This is a genomic window from Sphingobium sp. S6, from assembly GCF_905120495.1.
Classification (GTDB): Bacteria; Pseudomonadota; Alphaproteobacteria; order Sphingomonadales; family Sphingomonadaceae; genus Sphingobium; species Sphingobium agri.
Genome location: NZ_CAJHOG010000012.1, coordinates 44,370 through 59,453, shown reverse-complemented (window position 1 = coordinate 59,453; position 15,084 = coordinate 44,370). Strand labels below are relative to the sequence as shown.

Here is a 15,084-nt window from a genome sequence, read left to right as displayed (position 1 = left end):
CCAAAATGAAGACGAACAGATAATCTGCATTCAATGCGTTCACTGACTTATCCCCTGTCCAGAAGCCGCGATCCGATCAAGATACCTTGGCGGTCTTCCGATTTCCCCCCGGTCCGGGACATAGCGCCCCTGCCATGATCGCTGGCTCCCATAAAACCCCTCCAACCATTATTGGGCGTCCCATATTGATCCAGTCGATCGCAGGCAAGCCGCCGCACCCATTTATCACGCCATCGATTCGCGCAATGAATTTATTCAGCCTCTACGGCAAGCTGCCCGGACGGGTCGCGCGATTTTCAATATGAGCAGATGCGCCGACGCGTCTTCATCCGGTTTGCTTGAGTGTCACGGGCAGACCGGCAGCGACGAAATGAACCCTGTCGCAGACAGCCGCTACATGTTGATTGAGAAGGCCTGCCTCATCTCTGAAGCGGCGAGCAAGGGCGTTTTCAGGAACGATCGACAACCCGACTTCATTGCTGACAAGCACCATAGGCACGGTGCAACCACCAACAGCGGCGACCAGATCCTTGCTCCAACGGTCAATATCTTCGCCCGCGAGCAAGAGGTTGGACAGCCAGAGAGTAAGGCAGTCGACAAGGATGGGGCCAGATTGTTGCGCCTGCGCGATGGCGGCGGGCAGGTCGATCGGCGCCTCTATCGTCTGCCATCGCTTGCTCCGCCGGGCGCGATGCGTGGCGATTCTGTCGCGCATCTCGGCATCGAAGGCCTGCGCCGTGGCGATATAGTTGATGGTGCCGGGCAAGCCCTCGCACTGCGCTTCGGCATGGCGGCTCTTGCCTGAGCGGGCGCCACCGAGCACGAGCATTTTCTGCCAAGCGTCCATCAGCGAAATCCTTCGGTTGCCGCAGTCATGAGCCAGAGCAAGGCGCAAGCCCGGATATAAAGCGAAAGCGCCGCGCGCGCGGCGGCGGGGGTGGCTTCCGCACCCTCCCCGCCAATCCAGGGTTTGGCATGAAACTCCCCCTCATAGGCGATCGGCCCGGCGAGCCGGATATGGAGCGCGCCCGCCATCGCCGCCTCCGGCCAACCCGCATTGGGAGAGGCATGGCGGCTATGATCGCGCCACAAAATACGCCAGCCGCCCAAGCCGCCCAAGCAGATGAGGAAGCCCGACAAGCGCGCAGGGATGAGGTTCAAAAGGTCATCAAAGCGGGCGGCGGCCCAGCCAAATGCTGCGAACGGTTCTTCCCGGTGCCCGATCAAACTGTCGGCGGTGTTGACGGCCTTATAAGCCCATATGCCGGGAAGGCCGCCGACGAGCAGCCAGAAAAGCGGCGCAACGACGCCGTCGCAGAAGCTTTCCGCGAGGCTTTCTATAGCGGCGCGCGCAACGCCTGCTTCATCCAGCGCGGCGGTGTCGCGGCCGACGATGTGGCCGACGGCGCGGCGGGCGGCGAAGAGATTGCCAGCCTCCAGCGCCTGCACCACAGGCAAGACATGATCGAACAGGCTGCGCTGTGCGAGAGCAGGCCAGGCCGCAAGCGCAAGCCCCACCCAGGCCCAGGAGCCGAGCAGATGGCGAAGAAGGCGATCGGCACCCCAGGCGGCCGCGATGGTGATCGCCAGGAGGATCAGCAGCGTGAGGATGCCACCTGTCCGGCGGCGCGGGGTGCTGAAGCCGGGATGATTCAGGCGGCGTTCGCAGGCGGTGATGATCCGGGCGAAGGCACCGACCGGATGTCCGACGCGCGCGTGCAGCCTGGCTGGCCAGCCGAGAACTGCGTCGAGGAAGAGCGCGGCCAACTCAACCAAGGGCTTCGTCCAGCCGGGCCAGATCGACATCGCCGGCAGGAAGGCCGAAGCGTAGCCAGTGGGGATAATCTTCGAACGGACGCGTGAGAATCGCTTGCCGGGCAAGGCGATCGAACAACGAAGCAGCGTCTGGCGTATCGATCAGGCGGAATAACGGGCAATCGCCGCGCGGACTGAAGCCGTGGCGGATGAGCAGCGCGTCAAGGCGGGCCGCGCGAGTGGTCAAGCTCGCGACCGTCTCGTCGATCCAACGCCGGTCGCGATAGGCGGCCCGGCCGAAATCGATCGCCGCGGCGGATAGCGGCCAATCTCCCAGCAGGCGGCGGCAGGCAGCGACAATGGCGGATGGCCCGAGGAGGAAACCCAATCTCACCCCCGCCAAGCCGAAGAACTTGCCGAAGGATCGGAGGATGATCAGGCTTCGGTTATCGGCAACGTCGCTGGCGATGCTGACGGCAGGCATGCAGTCGGTGAAGGCTTCGTCGACGATCAGCCAACCGCCCCGCTTTTCCTGACGGCACAGAAGCTGCCGCATCTGCGCCCGCGTGTAGAGGCGGCCATCAGGATTGTTGGGATTGGCGAGGAGGAGCGCGGTGCTCGGCGGTGCGGCTTCCGGCTGCTGCAAGGCATGCATATTCGGGAAAGCCTGCGCATGGGTGCGGTAGGACGGTTGGATGTGGCAGGCGGGCGCGTCGATCAGATGGCGAAGCAGGCGCAGACCGGTCTCGCTGCCGGGTAAGGCGCAGATATGATCGGTGGTAACGCCGAAATGGGCGGCAGCGGCTTGTTCGAGATCGGCGAGTGCTGCGGGATCTGGGAGCGATCGCCAATCGGTCTTTATCGCAGCCGCGCCGGGCCAGGCGAGCGGGTTTATGCCGGTTGAGAGATCGATCCAGGGAAAGCGCGCCTCCTTATAATGCTGACGCGCAGCGGTGAGGCGCCCGCCATGCCAGTGGAAGATGCCGCTCATCGCGCCAGCACCAGCGCGAAGAGCAAGCCGCTTTCAACAAGCTCTATGCCCGCGCCATGGCCGTCTCCCGAAATGCCGCCGATGCGGCTGCGCAACCACCATGCCCAGAATGGGATGAAAAGGGCGGCGGACAAGAGTGGGGGGATTATCAGGCAGAGGGCTGCGGCAAGCATCACCCAACCCAGCAGATGCGAAGCGCCGATACCGTCGCGGAAGCGGCTGGCGAGACCCTGGTGAAGCGGCGGGAGCCAAAGGGTCCAGGCGAGCGGGCCGATCCGGGCTGCGAAGGGCACGGCGACAAGGGCTAGCGGCGGGACATGCTCCGCGCACAGGCGGAGCAGGACCAGCTTTGTGAGCAATTGCAGGGCGATCGAGACGACGCCGAAGCTGCCGATGTGCGGATCAGCGAGAACGGCGGACAGCTTTTCCCGGTCATGATGCGCTGCTCCGGCTCCGTCGGCCATGTCGCCCAGGCCATCGAGATGGAGCGCTCCCGTCATGGCCACCCAGGCAATGAGGCTGAGCAAGGCGGCGATCCAAGGATCGCTCTGCAAGCCCATTGTCATGGCGGCGGCGATCGTCAGGCCGACGATGATGCCTGTTGCGGGGAACCAGCGGATAGCGGCGGCGAAGTCGTTTTCGTCCGCGCCTACGTTCGGGAGCGGCAGGCGGGTCATGAGTTGCAGGGCAAGGATGAGGCGGGTCATGTCACGAGGCCTGTGATCTGCGCGCCGGGATTGTCTCCGGGCCAGAAGCGCAGCGTGAGCACCGCCGAATAGGGGAGATCGATCGCCCAGGCCTGTTGATAATTCAGGCCGCAAAGCGCCGTCAGCGCAGCACGGATCGGTCCTGCGTGCGTGAGGATGAGGGTGGGCTCCCCTACGTCGCCCAGTGCCGCGCTAACACGGTGGCAGAGGCCGGACCAGCTTTCGCCGCCTGGCGGAGGATAGTCGTCGGGAGACGACCAGAAGCGGGCAGTGTCGCCGGCTGGAAGCGTGGTGGGGTCCATGCCCTCCCATTCGCCAAAGTTCAGTTCGCGCCAGCGCGGGTCGATCCGGTGGGCGGCTTGACGATCGATGGCGATCAGCGTGGCGGGCGTGCTGGCGCGTGCCAGGCCGGAGCTGGTCAGACAGTCGAATGTGAGCGCGCGTGATCGATCGATGCACAGCTGCATGGCGGCTGGATCAGGCGGCATGTCCGTGTGACCGAGCAGAAGTCCGGGCGTTTGTGGTGCTCCATGCCGCATCAGGTGGAGCGTCAACGGGCTCATAGCGCGCCCGCGACGGCGGCTTGCGCGAAGGTCGCCATATGCGCATGCGCCGCGAGGGCCGAGCGGACGAGCTGTGCCGCGACGGCCGCGCCGCTTCCCTCGCCCAAGCGCATGCCGAGGTGCAGCAGCGGGTCAAGGCCCAGCTTTTCGAGCAACCGGGCATGGCCTGCTTCGGCTGAGCAGTGGGCGGCCAGGCAATGTTGAGTGATGGCGGGATTGTCGCGCGCGAGGGGAGCGATCGCGGCGCCGCAGATAAAGCCGTCGAGCAGCACCGGCACGCGCATCATCCGCGCGGCTAGGATCGCACCTGCCATGGCGGCGATCTCCCGACCGCCGAGGCGGCGAAGCGTTTCGAAGGCGTCGGTGCAATGGGATGCGTGCAGGGCGAGCGCGACGCGGACGGCTTCCGTCTTGCGGGCGAGGGCTGCTTCGTCGATGCCCGTTCCCCTCCCCGTCCAGTCCTGCGCCTCGCCGCCGAAGGCGTGAAGGCACAGCGCGGCGGCGGGGGTGGTGTTGGCGATGCCCATCTCTCCGGCGAAGAGCAGTTCGCAATCTTCAGGCACCACGGCAGCGCCTGCGTTCAGGGCTTCGAGGCACTCGGCCTCCGTCATGGCGGGGGCTTCGCATATGTCGGCGGTGGGCTGTTCAAGGGAAAGCGGGACGATCACCAGATCGGCTCCGCAAGCGCCCGCAAGCGCATTGATCGCCGCGCCGCCAGATTGGAAGTTAGCGACCATCTGCGCAGTGACGGACGCCGGAAAGGCGCTGACGCCACGCGCGGCAACGCCGTGATTGCCGGCGAAGATGGCGGCGCGGATACGGTCGGCGCGCGGACACTCGCGGCTCTGCCAGCCCGCCATGAAGAGGGCAATTTCCTCCAGGCGGCCTAGTGATCCGGCGGGCTTCGTCAAAGAAGCCTGCCGCGCCGCCGCAGCGTCGATCGCCGTCGCGTCGCTGCCAGGAAGTGTGGCGAGCGCGGCCTGAAAACCGTCGCGGTCCTCAAAACGGATCATGTGCAGACAAAGCCCTCGGGCGGCGTCCGGACGATGAAGTGCCCCTTCACCCCTTGCGGCCATTCGGCGTAGCGCACGACGCCCTCTTCGCTGGCGCCATGGCGCAGGGCATAGTCAAGGATGGCGCGCGCGGCATCCGCGTCCGGGGTGAAGTCGCCCAGCACATAGCCGACCTTGCCAGGGCCGCGCACATGGACGGTGCAATGCCGCTGGCAGGCGAAGAGGCAGGGCATTTCCTGCACGGCGATCGCTTCATAGGCAGGCTCCTGCGCCTGAAGCCCGCGCATGGCATCGACCAGCAGCGCACCGCCGCGCCGCCCTTCGCTGTCTTCCCGTTGGTCTGCGGACAGGCGGCAGGTCGAGCAGACGACCACCGACGCGCTGTTTTCGACGGCACGCAGCATCAGCGGCACGCTTTTATAATCATCTGAACATGAAAGACCGGCATCATGGCCCTCCCTGCAAAATCGAACCGCAACGGCCCTGACCGGCCAGTGGCGGGCAAGGCGATGGCTGTCGTCCGCGGGGAACCCCGTTCGTCCGGCACACCCTGTCCGGTCGAAGAACGACTGCGGCAGGCAGGTCTCCTGGCTCACGGGTCGATGCGCATCGGCCGCCTTCTCGGGAGATACTCCCCCAATGGCTGCGTGGCCGGTCCACTCACCGCTTACAGTTGCAGGGGCAGCGCGGGCATTGCACCCGACTTCCCTTTTGATCCCCAAACGGGGAACCTGTCGCGGCGCTGCTGATAATGAGGCAGGACCAAGCCCGCAAGCGGTAGATGAAGCGGCGCCTCGTCAGCCGGGCAGCCCGCCTGCCGCCAGCATGGCGTCTGCCCGGGCCAGCACGATGATCGGCAACCCGGCGCTGGCGGCGCGTTCGGCAGCGAGGCGGGTGGGGGCGGATATGGTGACAAGCAGCGGGCAATTAGCGAGCGCGGCCTTCTCCACCAGCTCATAGGAACAGCGCGAGGACAGTAGCGCAAAGCCGCCATCCCATGACAATTGCCGCCGCCGCATCGCCCCGATCAGCTTGTCGAACGCGTTGTGGCGGCCCACATCCTCATAGGCGAGGCGGATTGCGCCATCTGCCCCCGCCAGGGCAGCGGCATGGACAGCACCGGTTTGCCGATTGAGCGGTTGATGCGCGGCAAGATCGCCCAACGCCCGGAAGATAGCCGCCCGGCCTGCGGTCGAGCGGGCTGTCACGGCGGGCAGGGGCCGCAGCGCCTGCTCCAGATTTTCGACGCCGCATAAGCCGCAGGAGGAATCGGAGACGCGGTGACGGACGCGGCCGAGCAGTCCCTCCACCCGCTCCGGCGGCAGCGTGGCGCGGGCGACCAGGCCCTGCTCCGTTACATGGACGTCAACGTCGAGCGGCGCGTCCGATGGCAGGACCAGCCGCTCGGCAAGCGCGAAGCCCTGAACCAGTTCGGCCACGTCCCCTGGCGTCGCCATCAGCACCGCATAGCCGATGCCGTTGAACTCGATCGCGACGGGCATCTCCTCCGCCAGATCGCGCTCCACGAACGATGCGTCGCCCTTTGGGCTAATGCGGGTGAAGGAGAAGGGAAATGGCATAGCGCCGGTCTAGGCGGGCGGGATGCGCCCTGCAATATGACGCAACCATGCAACTGCCGCTTTCCTTTGCCGGTCAAGCCATCTATGCACAGCCCCGATCGCGCCGGTGCCCGAACGGGCTTCAAAGGGAATGCGGTGCGGGCTGCCGGTCAGGCGCCCAAATCCGCGGCTGTCCCTGCAACTGTAAGCGGTGAGCGAGACGCATAGCGACTTTCCGTTACCGCCGGAGGGTCAGCCACTGGGCCGGACGCTAAATCATGCGAGGCCTGGGAAGGCCATGTGTCGAGCGATGACCCGCAAGCCAGGAGACCTGCCGGCGTCTGGTCGCTCTTGCTTTGGCCCAGGGGATGGCCGGGGCACGGTATTCCGTCTGAGCGACGCGTGCGGCGGGACCGCACCGGCATGCGTGCCGGGCGCTAAGATGCGTCCGTCCGGCGCGTCGTGCTGGCCGCATAGCGGAGGTCCCGTCCAGTCTCGCTGACGCAGACGGGAGCCAAGCCGTCCGATGGTTATGCAAGTTCCGGCGCTGCGCCGCCGCGCGACATGGATGTTCGCGCTGCTGATCGCCGCCAATATCGGCCTTTGGATATGCGCCCTGATGATCTTCTCGGGCGATACGATGATGCTGGGCACCGCCCTGCTCGCCTGGAGCCTGGGCCTGCGTCATGCGGTGGACGCCGACCATATCGCCGCCATCGACAATGTGACCCGCAAACTGATGCAGGACGGGCAGCAGCCGCTGACCGTGGGCCTGTGGTTCGCGATCGGGCATAGCGCGATCGTGCTGATCGCGGCGGTCCTCATCGCCTTTGCCGCCAGTGCCCTCAGCCGCGTCGAGGCGGCGGGGGAGATCGGCGGCACGATTGCCACGATCATCTCCGCAAGCTTCCTCTTTGCTATCGCGGCGATGAACCTCATCATCCTGCGATCTGTCCTGAAGACGTTCAATCATGTTCGCAACGGCGGAACCTATGTCGATGAGGACATGGACATTCTGCTGGGCAATCGGGGCATGTTGTCGCGCCTGTTCCGGCCGCTGTTCCGCCTCGTCACGCGTAGCTGGCACATGGCGCCGCTCGGATTTCTCTTTGGCCTGGGGTTCGACACGGCGACGGAGGTGGCCATCCTCGGCCTGTCGGCGGGTCAGGCGGCGAGCGGCCTTTCGATCGCAACGGTACTGATCTTCCCCTTGCTGTTCGCGGCGGGCATGGCGCTCATCGACACGGCGGACGGCGCGCTGATGATGGGCGCCTATCAATGGGCGTTCGTGAAGCCGATCCGCAAGCTTTACTATAACATCACCATCACGCTGGTGTCGGCGCTGGTCGCCATCGTCATCGGCGGGATCGAGGCGGCGGCGCTGCTGGGCGACAAGCTGGGCCTGACCGGCGGCATCTGGTCGATCGCCGCCCGCATGGGCGAGCATTTCAACAGCCTCGGCTTTTTCATCATAGGCCTGTTCGCCGCCTGCTGGCTGGTGAGCTGGATCATCTACCGCTGGAAGCGCTTCGACGAGATCGACGTGCTCATCCCCAAAAAAGGACAGACATTATGAGCAAGGTTCCCGCCACGGTCATCACGGGCTTTCTGGGTGCCGGAAAGACGACGCTGATCCGCCACCTGATCGAAAATGCGGGCGGGCGTCGGCTCGCCCTCATCATCAACGAATTTGGCGATGTCGGCGTAGACGGTTCGCTGGTGAAGGGCTGCGGCGACGAAGCCTGCCCGGACGAGGATATAATCGAGCTTGCCAATGGCTGCATCTGTTGCACCGTGGCGGACGATTTCCTGCCCACCATGCAGCGGCTGCTGGACCGGGACGTGCCGCCCGATCACATCATTATCGAAACCTCAGGGCTCGCACTGCCCAAGCCACTGGTGAAAGCGTTTCAGTGGCCCGATATCCGGACGCGGGCGACCGTGGACGGCGTCATTGCACTCATCGATGCGGATGCGCTCGCAGCCGGGCGCTTTGCCCATGATGAGGCCGCGCTCGCTGCGGCGCGGGCGGCCGACCCGACGTTGGACCATGACAGCCCCATCGAGGAGCTGTTCGAAGACCAGCTGGCCTGCGCCGACCTGGTGCTGCTGAACAAGACCGACCTGGTCGCGCCTGAAAAGCTGGCGGAACTGGAGCAGCAGCTGGGCGGGGAAGTGCGGCCGGGCGTCCGCCTCCTGCGCACTGCGCGTGGCGAGATCGACCCCGCCGTCCTGCTCGGCCTTGGCGCGGGCGTCGAGGATCAGATCGACGCGCGCCCGTCCCATCATGATGATGAGGAGGATCATGATCATGAGGATTTCGACAGCTTCGTCCTGCAACTGGAGGAAATCGGCAACCCTGCGCCGCTGCTGGCGGCTTTGGAGGAGGTCATCACCGGTCATGACATCCTGCGCGTGAAGGGCTTTATCGCCATCGCGGGGCGCCCCGCGCGGCTGGTCATCCAGGCGGTGGGGCCGCGCATCCAACATCATTTCGACCGGCAGTGGCAGGCGGACGAGGTGCGCACGTCGCGGCTGGTGGTGATCGGTCAGGCCGGATTGGATCGCGCCGCCATCGAAGATGCGCTGTCAGGACAGCTGGCAGACGCCTGATGCATTTGCTGACCGCCACGCCCGGCACCGTTTCGAACGGGGATGAAGCCATCGATCTTGGCCAGTCGCCGGGCGACATCGTGCTGCTGACCGTGGCGGACAGCGACCTTGCCTGCTTTGCGAGCGCGGCGGCGATGCTGGGCGATGGCGCGCCTTCCATCCGGCTCGCCAACCTTCTGCAATTGAAGCATCCCTATTCGGTCGATCTCTATGTCGAAAAGGTGATTTCCCACGCGAAGTTTGTCTGCGTCGTGTTGCTGGGGGGCAAGAGCTACTGGCCCTATGGCATTGAGGAAATTGCCAATGTCACGCGCGAGAAGGGCGTAGCGTTCGCCGCGATCGCCGATGGGCGGGAGGATGATCCGGAACTGCGCCTCGCGTCCACCCTGCCACCCGAAACATGCGATCTGCTGCGGGATTATCTACGGCAGGGAGGCGTCGCCAATGCGATCGCCTTCTTGAAGACGGCCGCGGGGATCGCGGGACTGGATGCGGGCTATGCCGACCCGCCGGTGCCGGTCGCCGACGCGGGGCTGTATTTGCCGGGTGTCGAGCGTCCCGTGCTGGATCAGGTGAAGGCGGGCTGGACGGATAGGCAGCCTGTAGTGCTGTTCCTATTCTACCGTGCGCTGCTGATCGCCGGCACGCTGGAGGCGGTGGACGCAATGATCGCCGGGCTGCGAGCGGCGGGGCTGAATGTGCTGGCGGTGCATGTGCGGGCGCTGCGCGAACCCTTTGCGCGGGATTTCCTGGAAGGGGTGATGGCGTCGGTGGGTCCTGATGTCATCCTGAACGCGACCGCCTTTGCTGCATCCGCGCCGGGCGAGCCGCGCACGCCGTCGATATTGGAGCAGGCGGACTGCCCTGTCCTCCAGACGATGTTCGCCAGCGCCGAACAGGCGGCATGGCAGGACAGCGCGGGGGGACTGGGACCGCGCGATCTGGCGATGCATATCGCCTTGCCCGAGGTGGACGGGCGGATTTTCACGCGGGCGGTCGCTTTCAAGGCGGCGGCGCGATTCGACGCGCGCACCGAATGCAGCATCATCGTGCCGCAGGTGCTGGCGAACAGAGTGAGCTTCGTCGCGCAACTGGCTGGAAATTGGGCACGGTTGAGGCGCACGCCCGCAGCGGAGCGGCGCGTGGCGCTGGTGCTAGCCAATTACCCGAACCGGGACGGCCGGATCGGCAATGGCGTCGGACTCGACACGCCGGAAAGCGCGGCGGCGATCCTGCGGGCGCTGGGAGAGGCTGGCTATGCCATTGGCGGTGCGCCCGCGGAGGGCGCGGCGCTGATGCAGCTGATGACGGGTAGCGAGACAACGTGCGCGCTGCCCCTTGCGGATTATCGTGCTGCGTTCGCAGGCCTGCCTGGAAGCGTTCGCCAGCTGGTGACGGACCGATGGGGAGAGCCGGAGGATGATCCATTCTGCAAGGATGGCGCGTTTCGCCTGCGCGTGCATCGCTTCGGCCATGTCGCGGTCGCCGTGCAACCCTCACGCGGCTATGATGTCGATCCCAAGAGCAGCTATCATGATCCAGCGCTGCCGCCGCCGCATGCCTATCTCGCCTTCCACATCTGGCTGGCCCAAGAATTTGGCGTCCACGCAGTGGTGCATGTGGGCAAGCATGGTAATCTAGAATGGCTGCCCGGCAAGGCGATCGCGCTTTCGGAAAACTGCTTCCCCGAAATCTGCGCCGGGCCGATCCCGCAAATCTATCCCTTCATTGTCAATGATCCGGGCGAAGGCACGCAGGCGAAGCGCCGGATCGGCGCATGCATCATCGACCATCTGACGCCGCCACTGACACGGGCAGAGACCTATGGGCCGCTCAAGGAATTGGAGGCGCTGGTCGACGAATATTATCTGGCGGCTGGTATGGACCCGCGCCGGCTGGAGACGCTGCGGCGGGACATATTGGCGCTGGCTGCGGCGCAGGGGCTGGACAAGGATGCAGGGGCTCAGGGCAGCGGTGATGATGCACTGGCGGCGATCGACAATTATCTGTGTGAGTTAAAAGAAATGCAGATCCGCGATGGTCTGCATGTCTTCACCCTATCGCCCGAGCGGGCATTGCGCCGCGACTTGCTGATCGCCTTGGCTCGCTGCCCCAGGGGATTGGACGGAGGGCAGCAATCGCTGCTGCGGGCGTTGGCTGATGATCTGGCGCTTGGGTTCGATCCGATCGACTGCGGCATGGGCATGCCGTGGACGGGACCGAGACCGCAGATTCTGGCGGATACGACGCCGGGCATTTGGCGCAGCATCGGCGATACGGTCGAGCGACTCGAGCTCTATGCCATGCAGCTACTCGATACGGGAGAAGCCGGTCCCGGGCCTGCAAGTGCGCAGGTTCTAGAGACGATCCGCAATGACCTCGCGCCCCGCGTCGACGCTTGCGGAGAGGCGGAGAAGACGGCACTGCTTCAGGCGCTCGACGGAAGGTTCGTGGCGCCCGGTCCCTCCGGGGCACCGACACGGGGACGGCCCGATGTATTGCCGACGGGACGGAATTTCTATTCGGTCGATACGCGCGCGGTGCCGACCGTCGCGGCGTGGAACCTGGGCCAGAAATCGGCAGAGCTGGTCGTGCAGGACTATCTCCAGCGCGAGGGCGATTATCCGCGCTCCATCGCCCTGTCCGCCTGGGGTACGGCAAACATGCGCACCGGCGGCGACGACATCGCGCAGGCGCTCGCGCTGATGGGAGTGCGGCCGCGGTGGGACTGGGGATCGGGACGGGTGGTCGGGTTTGAGGTGATGACGATCGCCGAACTCAACCGGCCCCGCGTGGACGTGACGTTGCGCGTGTCCGGATTCTTCCGCGACGCCTTTCCCGAACAGATCGACCTGGTCGACAGCGCCGCCCGCGCCGTCATGGGACTGGACGAGCCGGAAGAGGATAATCCCGCCGCCGCGCGTCACCGGGCGGAAGCAGCGGCACTCATAGCCGAGGGCGCAGCTGAAAAGGCAGCGCTGCGCCGTGCTGGGACGCGTGTCTTCGGATCGAAACCGGGCGCCTATGGCGCGGGATTGCAGGCGATGATCGACGAGCGGCTGTGGCATGATCGTTCGGACCTGGCGAACATCTATCTCGATTGGGGAAGCCACGCCTATGGCGGCGGCGTCGAGGGCGATGCGGAACGCGACCTGTTCGCCCGGCGGCTGGGCGAGGCTGATGCTCTCATCCAGAATCAGGATAATCGCGAGCATGACCTGCTCGACAGCGATGATTATTATCAGTTCGAAGGCGGGATCGCAGCGGCGGTCGAGCATCTGTCGGGCCGCCAGCCACTCAGCTATCATAATGACCATAGCAGGCCCGAACGGCCGGTCATCCGGACGCTGGAGGACGAGATCGGCCGGGTGGTGCGGGCGCGCGTCACCAATCCCAAATGGATCGCGGGCATGATGCGCCACGGCTACAAGGGCGCGTTCGAGATCGCTGCCTCCGTCGATTATCTCTTCGCCTTCGCCGCGACGACGCATGGCGTCAAAGACCATCATTTCGACGCCGTCCACGCCGCCTTCATCGAGGACGAAGCCGTGCGCGCCTTCATGGCCGAAGCCAACCCCGCCGCGCTGCGCGAAACCGCGGCACGCCTCCACGAAGCGCTGGACCGGGGGCTGTGGCGCCCACGTTCGAACAGCGCCGCCATGATCCTTGCCCAACTGAAGGAAGATCGCCCATGATCGAACGCACGCCGGAACAGCATGCCGAAAAGATGAAGAAGAAGCAGGCCGCCCATGACAAGATCATGGCGACCAAGACGCAGGAAAAGGGCCTGCTGATCGTCCATACCGGCAAGGGTAAGGGCAAGACGACCGCCGCGCTCGGCATGGTCATCCGCGCCATCGGCCATGGCAAGCGGGTCGGCGTCGTCCAGTTCGTAAAGGGCGCGATGACCACCGGAGAAAAAGCGGTGTTCGATGCGTTTCCCGATAATGTCACATTCAAGCCGATGGGCGAAGGCTTCACCTGGAACACGCAGGACAAGACCCGCGACATCGCCCTTGCCCGCGAAGCATGGGATGAGGTCAAGCGGATGATTGCCGATCCGGCCTATGATATGGTGCTGGCGGACGAACTGAATATCGTCCTGCGCTACGATTATCTGCCGGTGGAAGAGGTGCTGGAAGCCGTGACGAACAGGGACGAGATGAAGCATGTCCTCATCACAGGCCGCAACGCGCCCGAACCCCTGATCGAGGCGGCGGACCTCGTCACCGAAATGACACTGATCAAGCACCCCTTCCGCAGCGGCGTGAAGGCGCAGGCGGGGATCGAATTCTGACATGAGCGGTCCCGCCATCATCCCGATCGACAGCGCGCAGTTCGAGGCGTTGGTAAGGGCGCGGCGGGACATTCGCCATTTCAGGACGGACCCGATCGATGAGACGGACGTCGAATGGCTGCTCAGCATGGCGCATCGCGCGCCGTCAGTGGGCTTGTCGCAGCCGTGGCGTTTCGTGCGTGTGGAAACCGTGGAGCTACGCGAGCGGCTGGCCTGTCATGTCGACCGGCAGGTCAAGGAAGCGGGCAAGGAATATGATGGCGATCAGGACAAGCTCTATCGCAGCCTGAAGCTGCATGGCTTGCGCGAGGCGCCGGTCCTGTTCGCCGTCTATTGCGACGATGGGACGGAGACGGGCCATCATCTGGGCGCCGTCACCATGCCCGAGGCGCGGCGCTACAGCTGCGTCATGGCGGTGCATACGCTATGGCTGGCGGCGCAGACACGGCGCATCGGCATGGGTTGGGTGTCGATCATGGAGCCCGAAGGCGTGAACGCGATGCTCGATATTCCCGCAAGCTGGGAATGCCTGGGGCTGCTCTGCCTTGGCCGGGCTGTCAGTGAAGAGGATGTGCCGGAACTGGAACGGCGGGGCTGGGAGCAGCGGACCGACTGGCATTCCGTGGTGGTGCGGCGTTAGTTCCGCATCCGCATCCGCTCCCCCGTTCGGACCGAGATCAGCTATTCACCCCGGAGGAAATCCAGCGCCAGCGTTTCGAAACGGTCCTTGTGCTCGATCATCGTCCAATGGCCGCAGCGCGGGAAGACGTGCAGTTCGGCATTGGGGATGATGCGCATGGGCAGCAGCGCGCCGTCGAGCGGACTGACCTTGTCATCGCGGCCCCACATGATGAGCGTCGGCGCCTGGATTTTGCCGAGATAGTCGATACGTTGGGATACGCCCGGCCCGCTCATCGACTGCGCGATGAAGCCGAGGGCGGCGCGCGTGTACATCTTGCGGCTGCTTTCCATCGTCACCGGTTCCAGCGCCGCCTTGTAGCGCATGTCGATCAATTCATCGGTGATGATCGATTTGTCGTACACCATGGATTCGAGCCAGGCGATGATGTTCTCCCGCGTCGGGTCTTCGATGAAATCGACCAGGCGGGTCAGCCCCTCATTGGGGAAGGTCGAGGTGATGTTGAAACCGATGCCGCCGATCGTGATGTAGCGCAGCACGCGGTCGGGATGAGAGGCCGCCAGATGTCCGCCGACAATCCCCCCATAGCTGTTGCCAACAATATGGGCACGGTCGATGCCAAGGCCGTCCATCAGCGCGACGACTGCGTCGCGGGCTACTCCTACCGGGTCGCCATCCACGGGATCGCTCTTCCCATATCCCGGTGCGTCCAGGATGATGGTGCGGAAATATTGGGAGAAGAAGGGCAGATTGCCCCGAAAATTCGCCCAGCCGGTGACGCCGGGGCCGGACCCATGGAGCAGCAACAGCGCAGGGCCGGATCCCGCTTCATGATAATGAAGCCGCCCCTTGTCCGTTTCCAGGAAGCGGCTGGTGCCTTCGAAGCTGAAATCGCCCATCTTTTCCTCTCCATTTTTGCACTATTTGGCGAGGGCGTAGCGGCGAT

The 15,084-nt window shown here is 64.9% G+C and carries 14 protein-coding genes and 2 riboswitches; of the genes, 5 read left to right on the top strand and 9 right to left on the bottom strand.

The annotated features are described in order from the left end of the window. Nucleotides 1–325: 325 nt before the first annotated feature. From cobU to SPHS8_RS18205, 8 genes are all read right to left on the bottom strand, one after another. A complete protein-coding gene (cobU, locus tag SPHS8_RS18240; RefSeq protein ID WP_236575261.1) occupies nt 326–847 on the bottom strand; it encodes a bifunctional adenosylcobinamide kinase/adenosylcobinamide-phosphate guanylyltransferase in 522 nt (173 codons plus the stop codon). Next, nucleotides 847–1,806 carry an adenosylcobinamide-phosphate synthase CbiB gene (gene cbiB / locus SPHS8_RS18235; protein ID WP_201516741.1) on the bottom strand — a complete coding sequence of 320 codons (960 nt, stop codon included), beginning with the start codon at nt 1,804–1,806 and terminating at the stop codon, nt 847–849. The genes cobU and cbiB overlap by 1 nt, the downstream gene beginning before the upstream one ends. Beyond that, nucleotides 1,769–2,746, bottom strand: a complete 978-nt coding sequence (locus SPHS8_RS18230; protein WP_201516740.1) for a threonine-phosphate decarboxylase — start codon at nt 2,744–2,746, stop codon at nt 1,769–1,771. Before SPHS8_RS18230 ends, cbiB begins: the two co-directional genes overlap by 38 nt. After that, nucleotides 2,743–3,453 (bottom strand): adenosylcobinamide-GDP ribazoletransferase, encoded by a 711-nt coding sequence (locus SPHS8_RS18225; protein WP_097093397.1) that lies wholly within the window; start codon nt 3,451–3,453, stop codon nt 2,743–2,745. The genes SPHS8_RS18230 and SPHS8_RS18225 overlap by 4 nt, the downstream gene beginning before the upstream one ends. Then, nucleotides 3,450–4,016: a histidine phosphatase family protein gene (locus tag SPHS8_RS18220; protein ID WP_201516739.1), complete on the bottom strand. Its 567-nt coding sequence runs from the start codon at nt 4,014–4,016 to the stop codon at nt 3,450–3,452. The genes SPHS8_RS18225 and SPHS8_RS18220 overlap by 4 nt, the downstream gene beginning before the upstream one ends. After that, nucleotides 4,013–5,029 carry a nicotinate-nucleotide--dimethylbenzimidazole phosphoribosyltransferase gene (cobT, locus tag SPHS8_RS18215; RefSeq protein WP_201516738.1) on the bottom strand — a complete coding sequence of 339 codons (1,017 nt, stop codon included), beginning with the start codon at nt 5,027–5,029 and terminating at the stop codon, nt 4,013–4,015. The genes SPHS8_RS18220 and cobT overlap by 4 nt, the downstream gene beginning before the upstream one ends. Beyond that, nucleotides 5,026–5,433, bottom strand: coding sequence for a DUF1636 domain-containing protein (locus SPHS8_RS18210; protein WP_097093394.1), 408 nt, complete (start codon nt 5,431–5,433; stop codon nt 5,026–5,028). The genes cobT and SPHS8_RS18210 overlap by 4 nt, the downstream gene beginning before the upstream one ends. Nucleotides 5,434–5,589: 156 nt before the next feature. Further along, a riboswitch (cobalamin riboswitch) is annotated at nt 5,590–5,779 on the bottom strand. A 47-nt stretch (nt 5,780–5,826) separates the two neighbouring features. After that, on the bottom strand, nt 5,827–6,609 hold the full coding sequence (locus SPHS8_RS18205; RefSeq protein WP_201516737.1) for a formate dehydrogenase accessory sulfurtransferase FdhD: 783 nt from the start codon (nt 6,607–6,609) through the stop codon (nt 5,827–5,829). Between the two features lie 87 nt (nt 6,610–6,696). Continuing rightward, nucleotides 6,697–6,941: riboswitch (cobalamin riboswitch) on the top strand. A 173-nt stretch (nt 6,942–7,114) separates the two neighbouring features. On the opposite strand from SPHS8_RS18205, the gene SPHS8_RS18200 reads away from it, so the two are divergent. The 5 genes from SPHS8_RS18200 to bluB are packed head-to-tail and all read left to right on the top strand — an operon-like array spanning nt 7,115 to nt 14,138. Further along, the gene (locus tag SPHS8_RS18200; protein WP_236575260.1) at nt 7,115–8,164 is read left to right on the top strand and encodes a HoxN/HupN/NixA family nickel/cobalt transporter; all 1,050 of its coding nucleotides are present in this window, start codon (nt 7,115–7,117) and stop codon (nt 8,162–8,164) included. Beyond that, nucleotides 8,161–9,201, top strand: a complete 1,041-nt coding sequence (gene cobW, locus SPHS8_RS18195; protein ID WP_201516736.1) for a cobalamin biosynthesis protein CobW — start codon at nt 8,161–8,163, stop codon at nt 9,199–9,201. Before SPHS8_RS18200 ends, cobW begins: the two co-directional genes overlap by 4 nt. Further along, the gene (gene cobN / locus SPHS8_RS18190) at nt 9,201–12,896 is read left to right on the top strand and encodes a cobaltochelatase subunit CobN (protein WP_201516735.1); all 3,696 of its coding nucleotides are present in this window, start codon (nt 9,201–9,203) and stop codon (nt 12,894–12,896) included. Before cobW ends, cobN begins: the two co-directional genes overlap by 1 nt. Further along, entirely contained in the window at nt 12,893–13,498 is a 606-nt protein-coding gene (gene cobO, locus SPHS8_RS18185; RefSeq protein WP_097093389.1) for a cob(I)yrinic acid a,c-diamide adenosyltransferase, read from the top strand. The genes cobN and cobO overlap by 4 nt, the downstream gene beginning before the upstream one ends. A 1-nt stretch (nt 13,499) precedes the next feature. Continuing rightward, nucleotides 13,500–14,138 carry a 5,6-dimethylbenzimidazole synthase gene (bluB, locus tag SPHS8_RS18180; protein ID WP_201516734.1) on the top strand — a complete coding sequence of 213 codons (639 nt, stop codon included), beginning with the start codon at nt 13,500–13,502 and terminating at the stop codon, nt 14,136–14,138. A gap of 41 nt (nt 14,139–14,179) precedes the next feature. On the opposite strand, the gene SPHS8_RS18175 is transcribed toward bluB, so the two are convergent. Next, complete coding sequence (locus SPHS8_RS18175; protein WP_201516733.1) at nt 14,180–15,037, bottom strand: alpha/beta fold hydrolase; 858 nt, start codon at nt 15,035–15,037, stop codon at nt 14,180–14,182. Between the last annotated feature and the right edge of the window lie 47 nt (nt 15,038–15,084).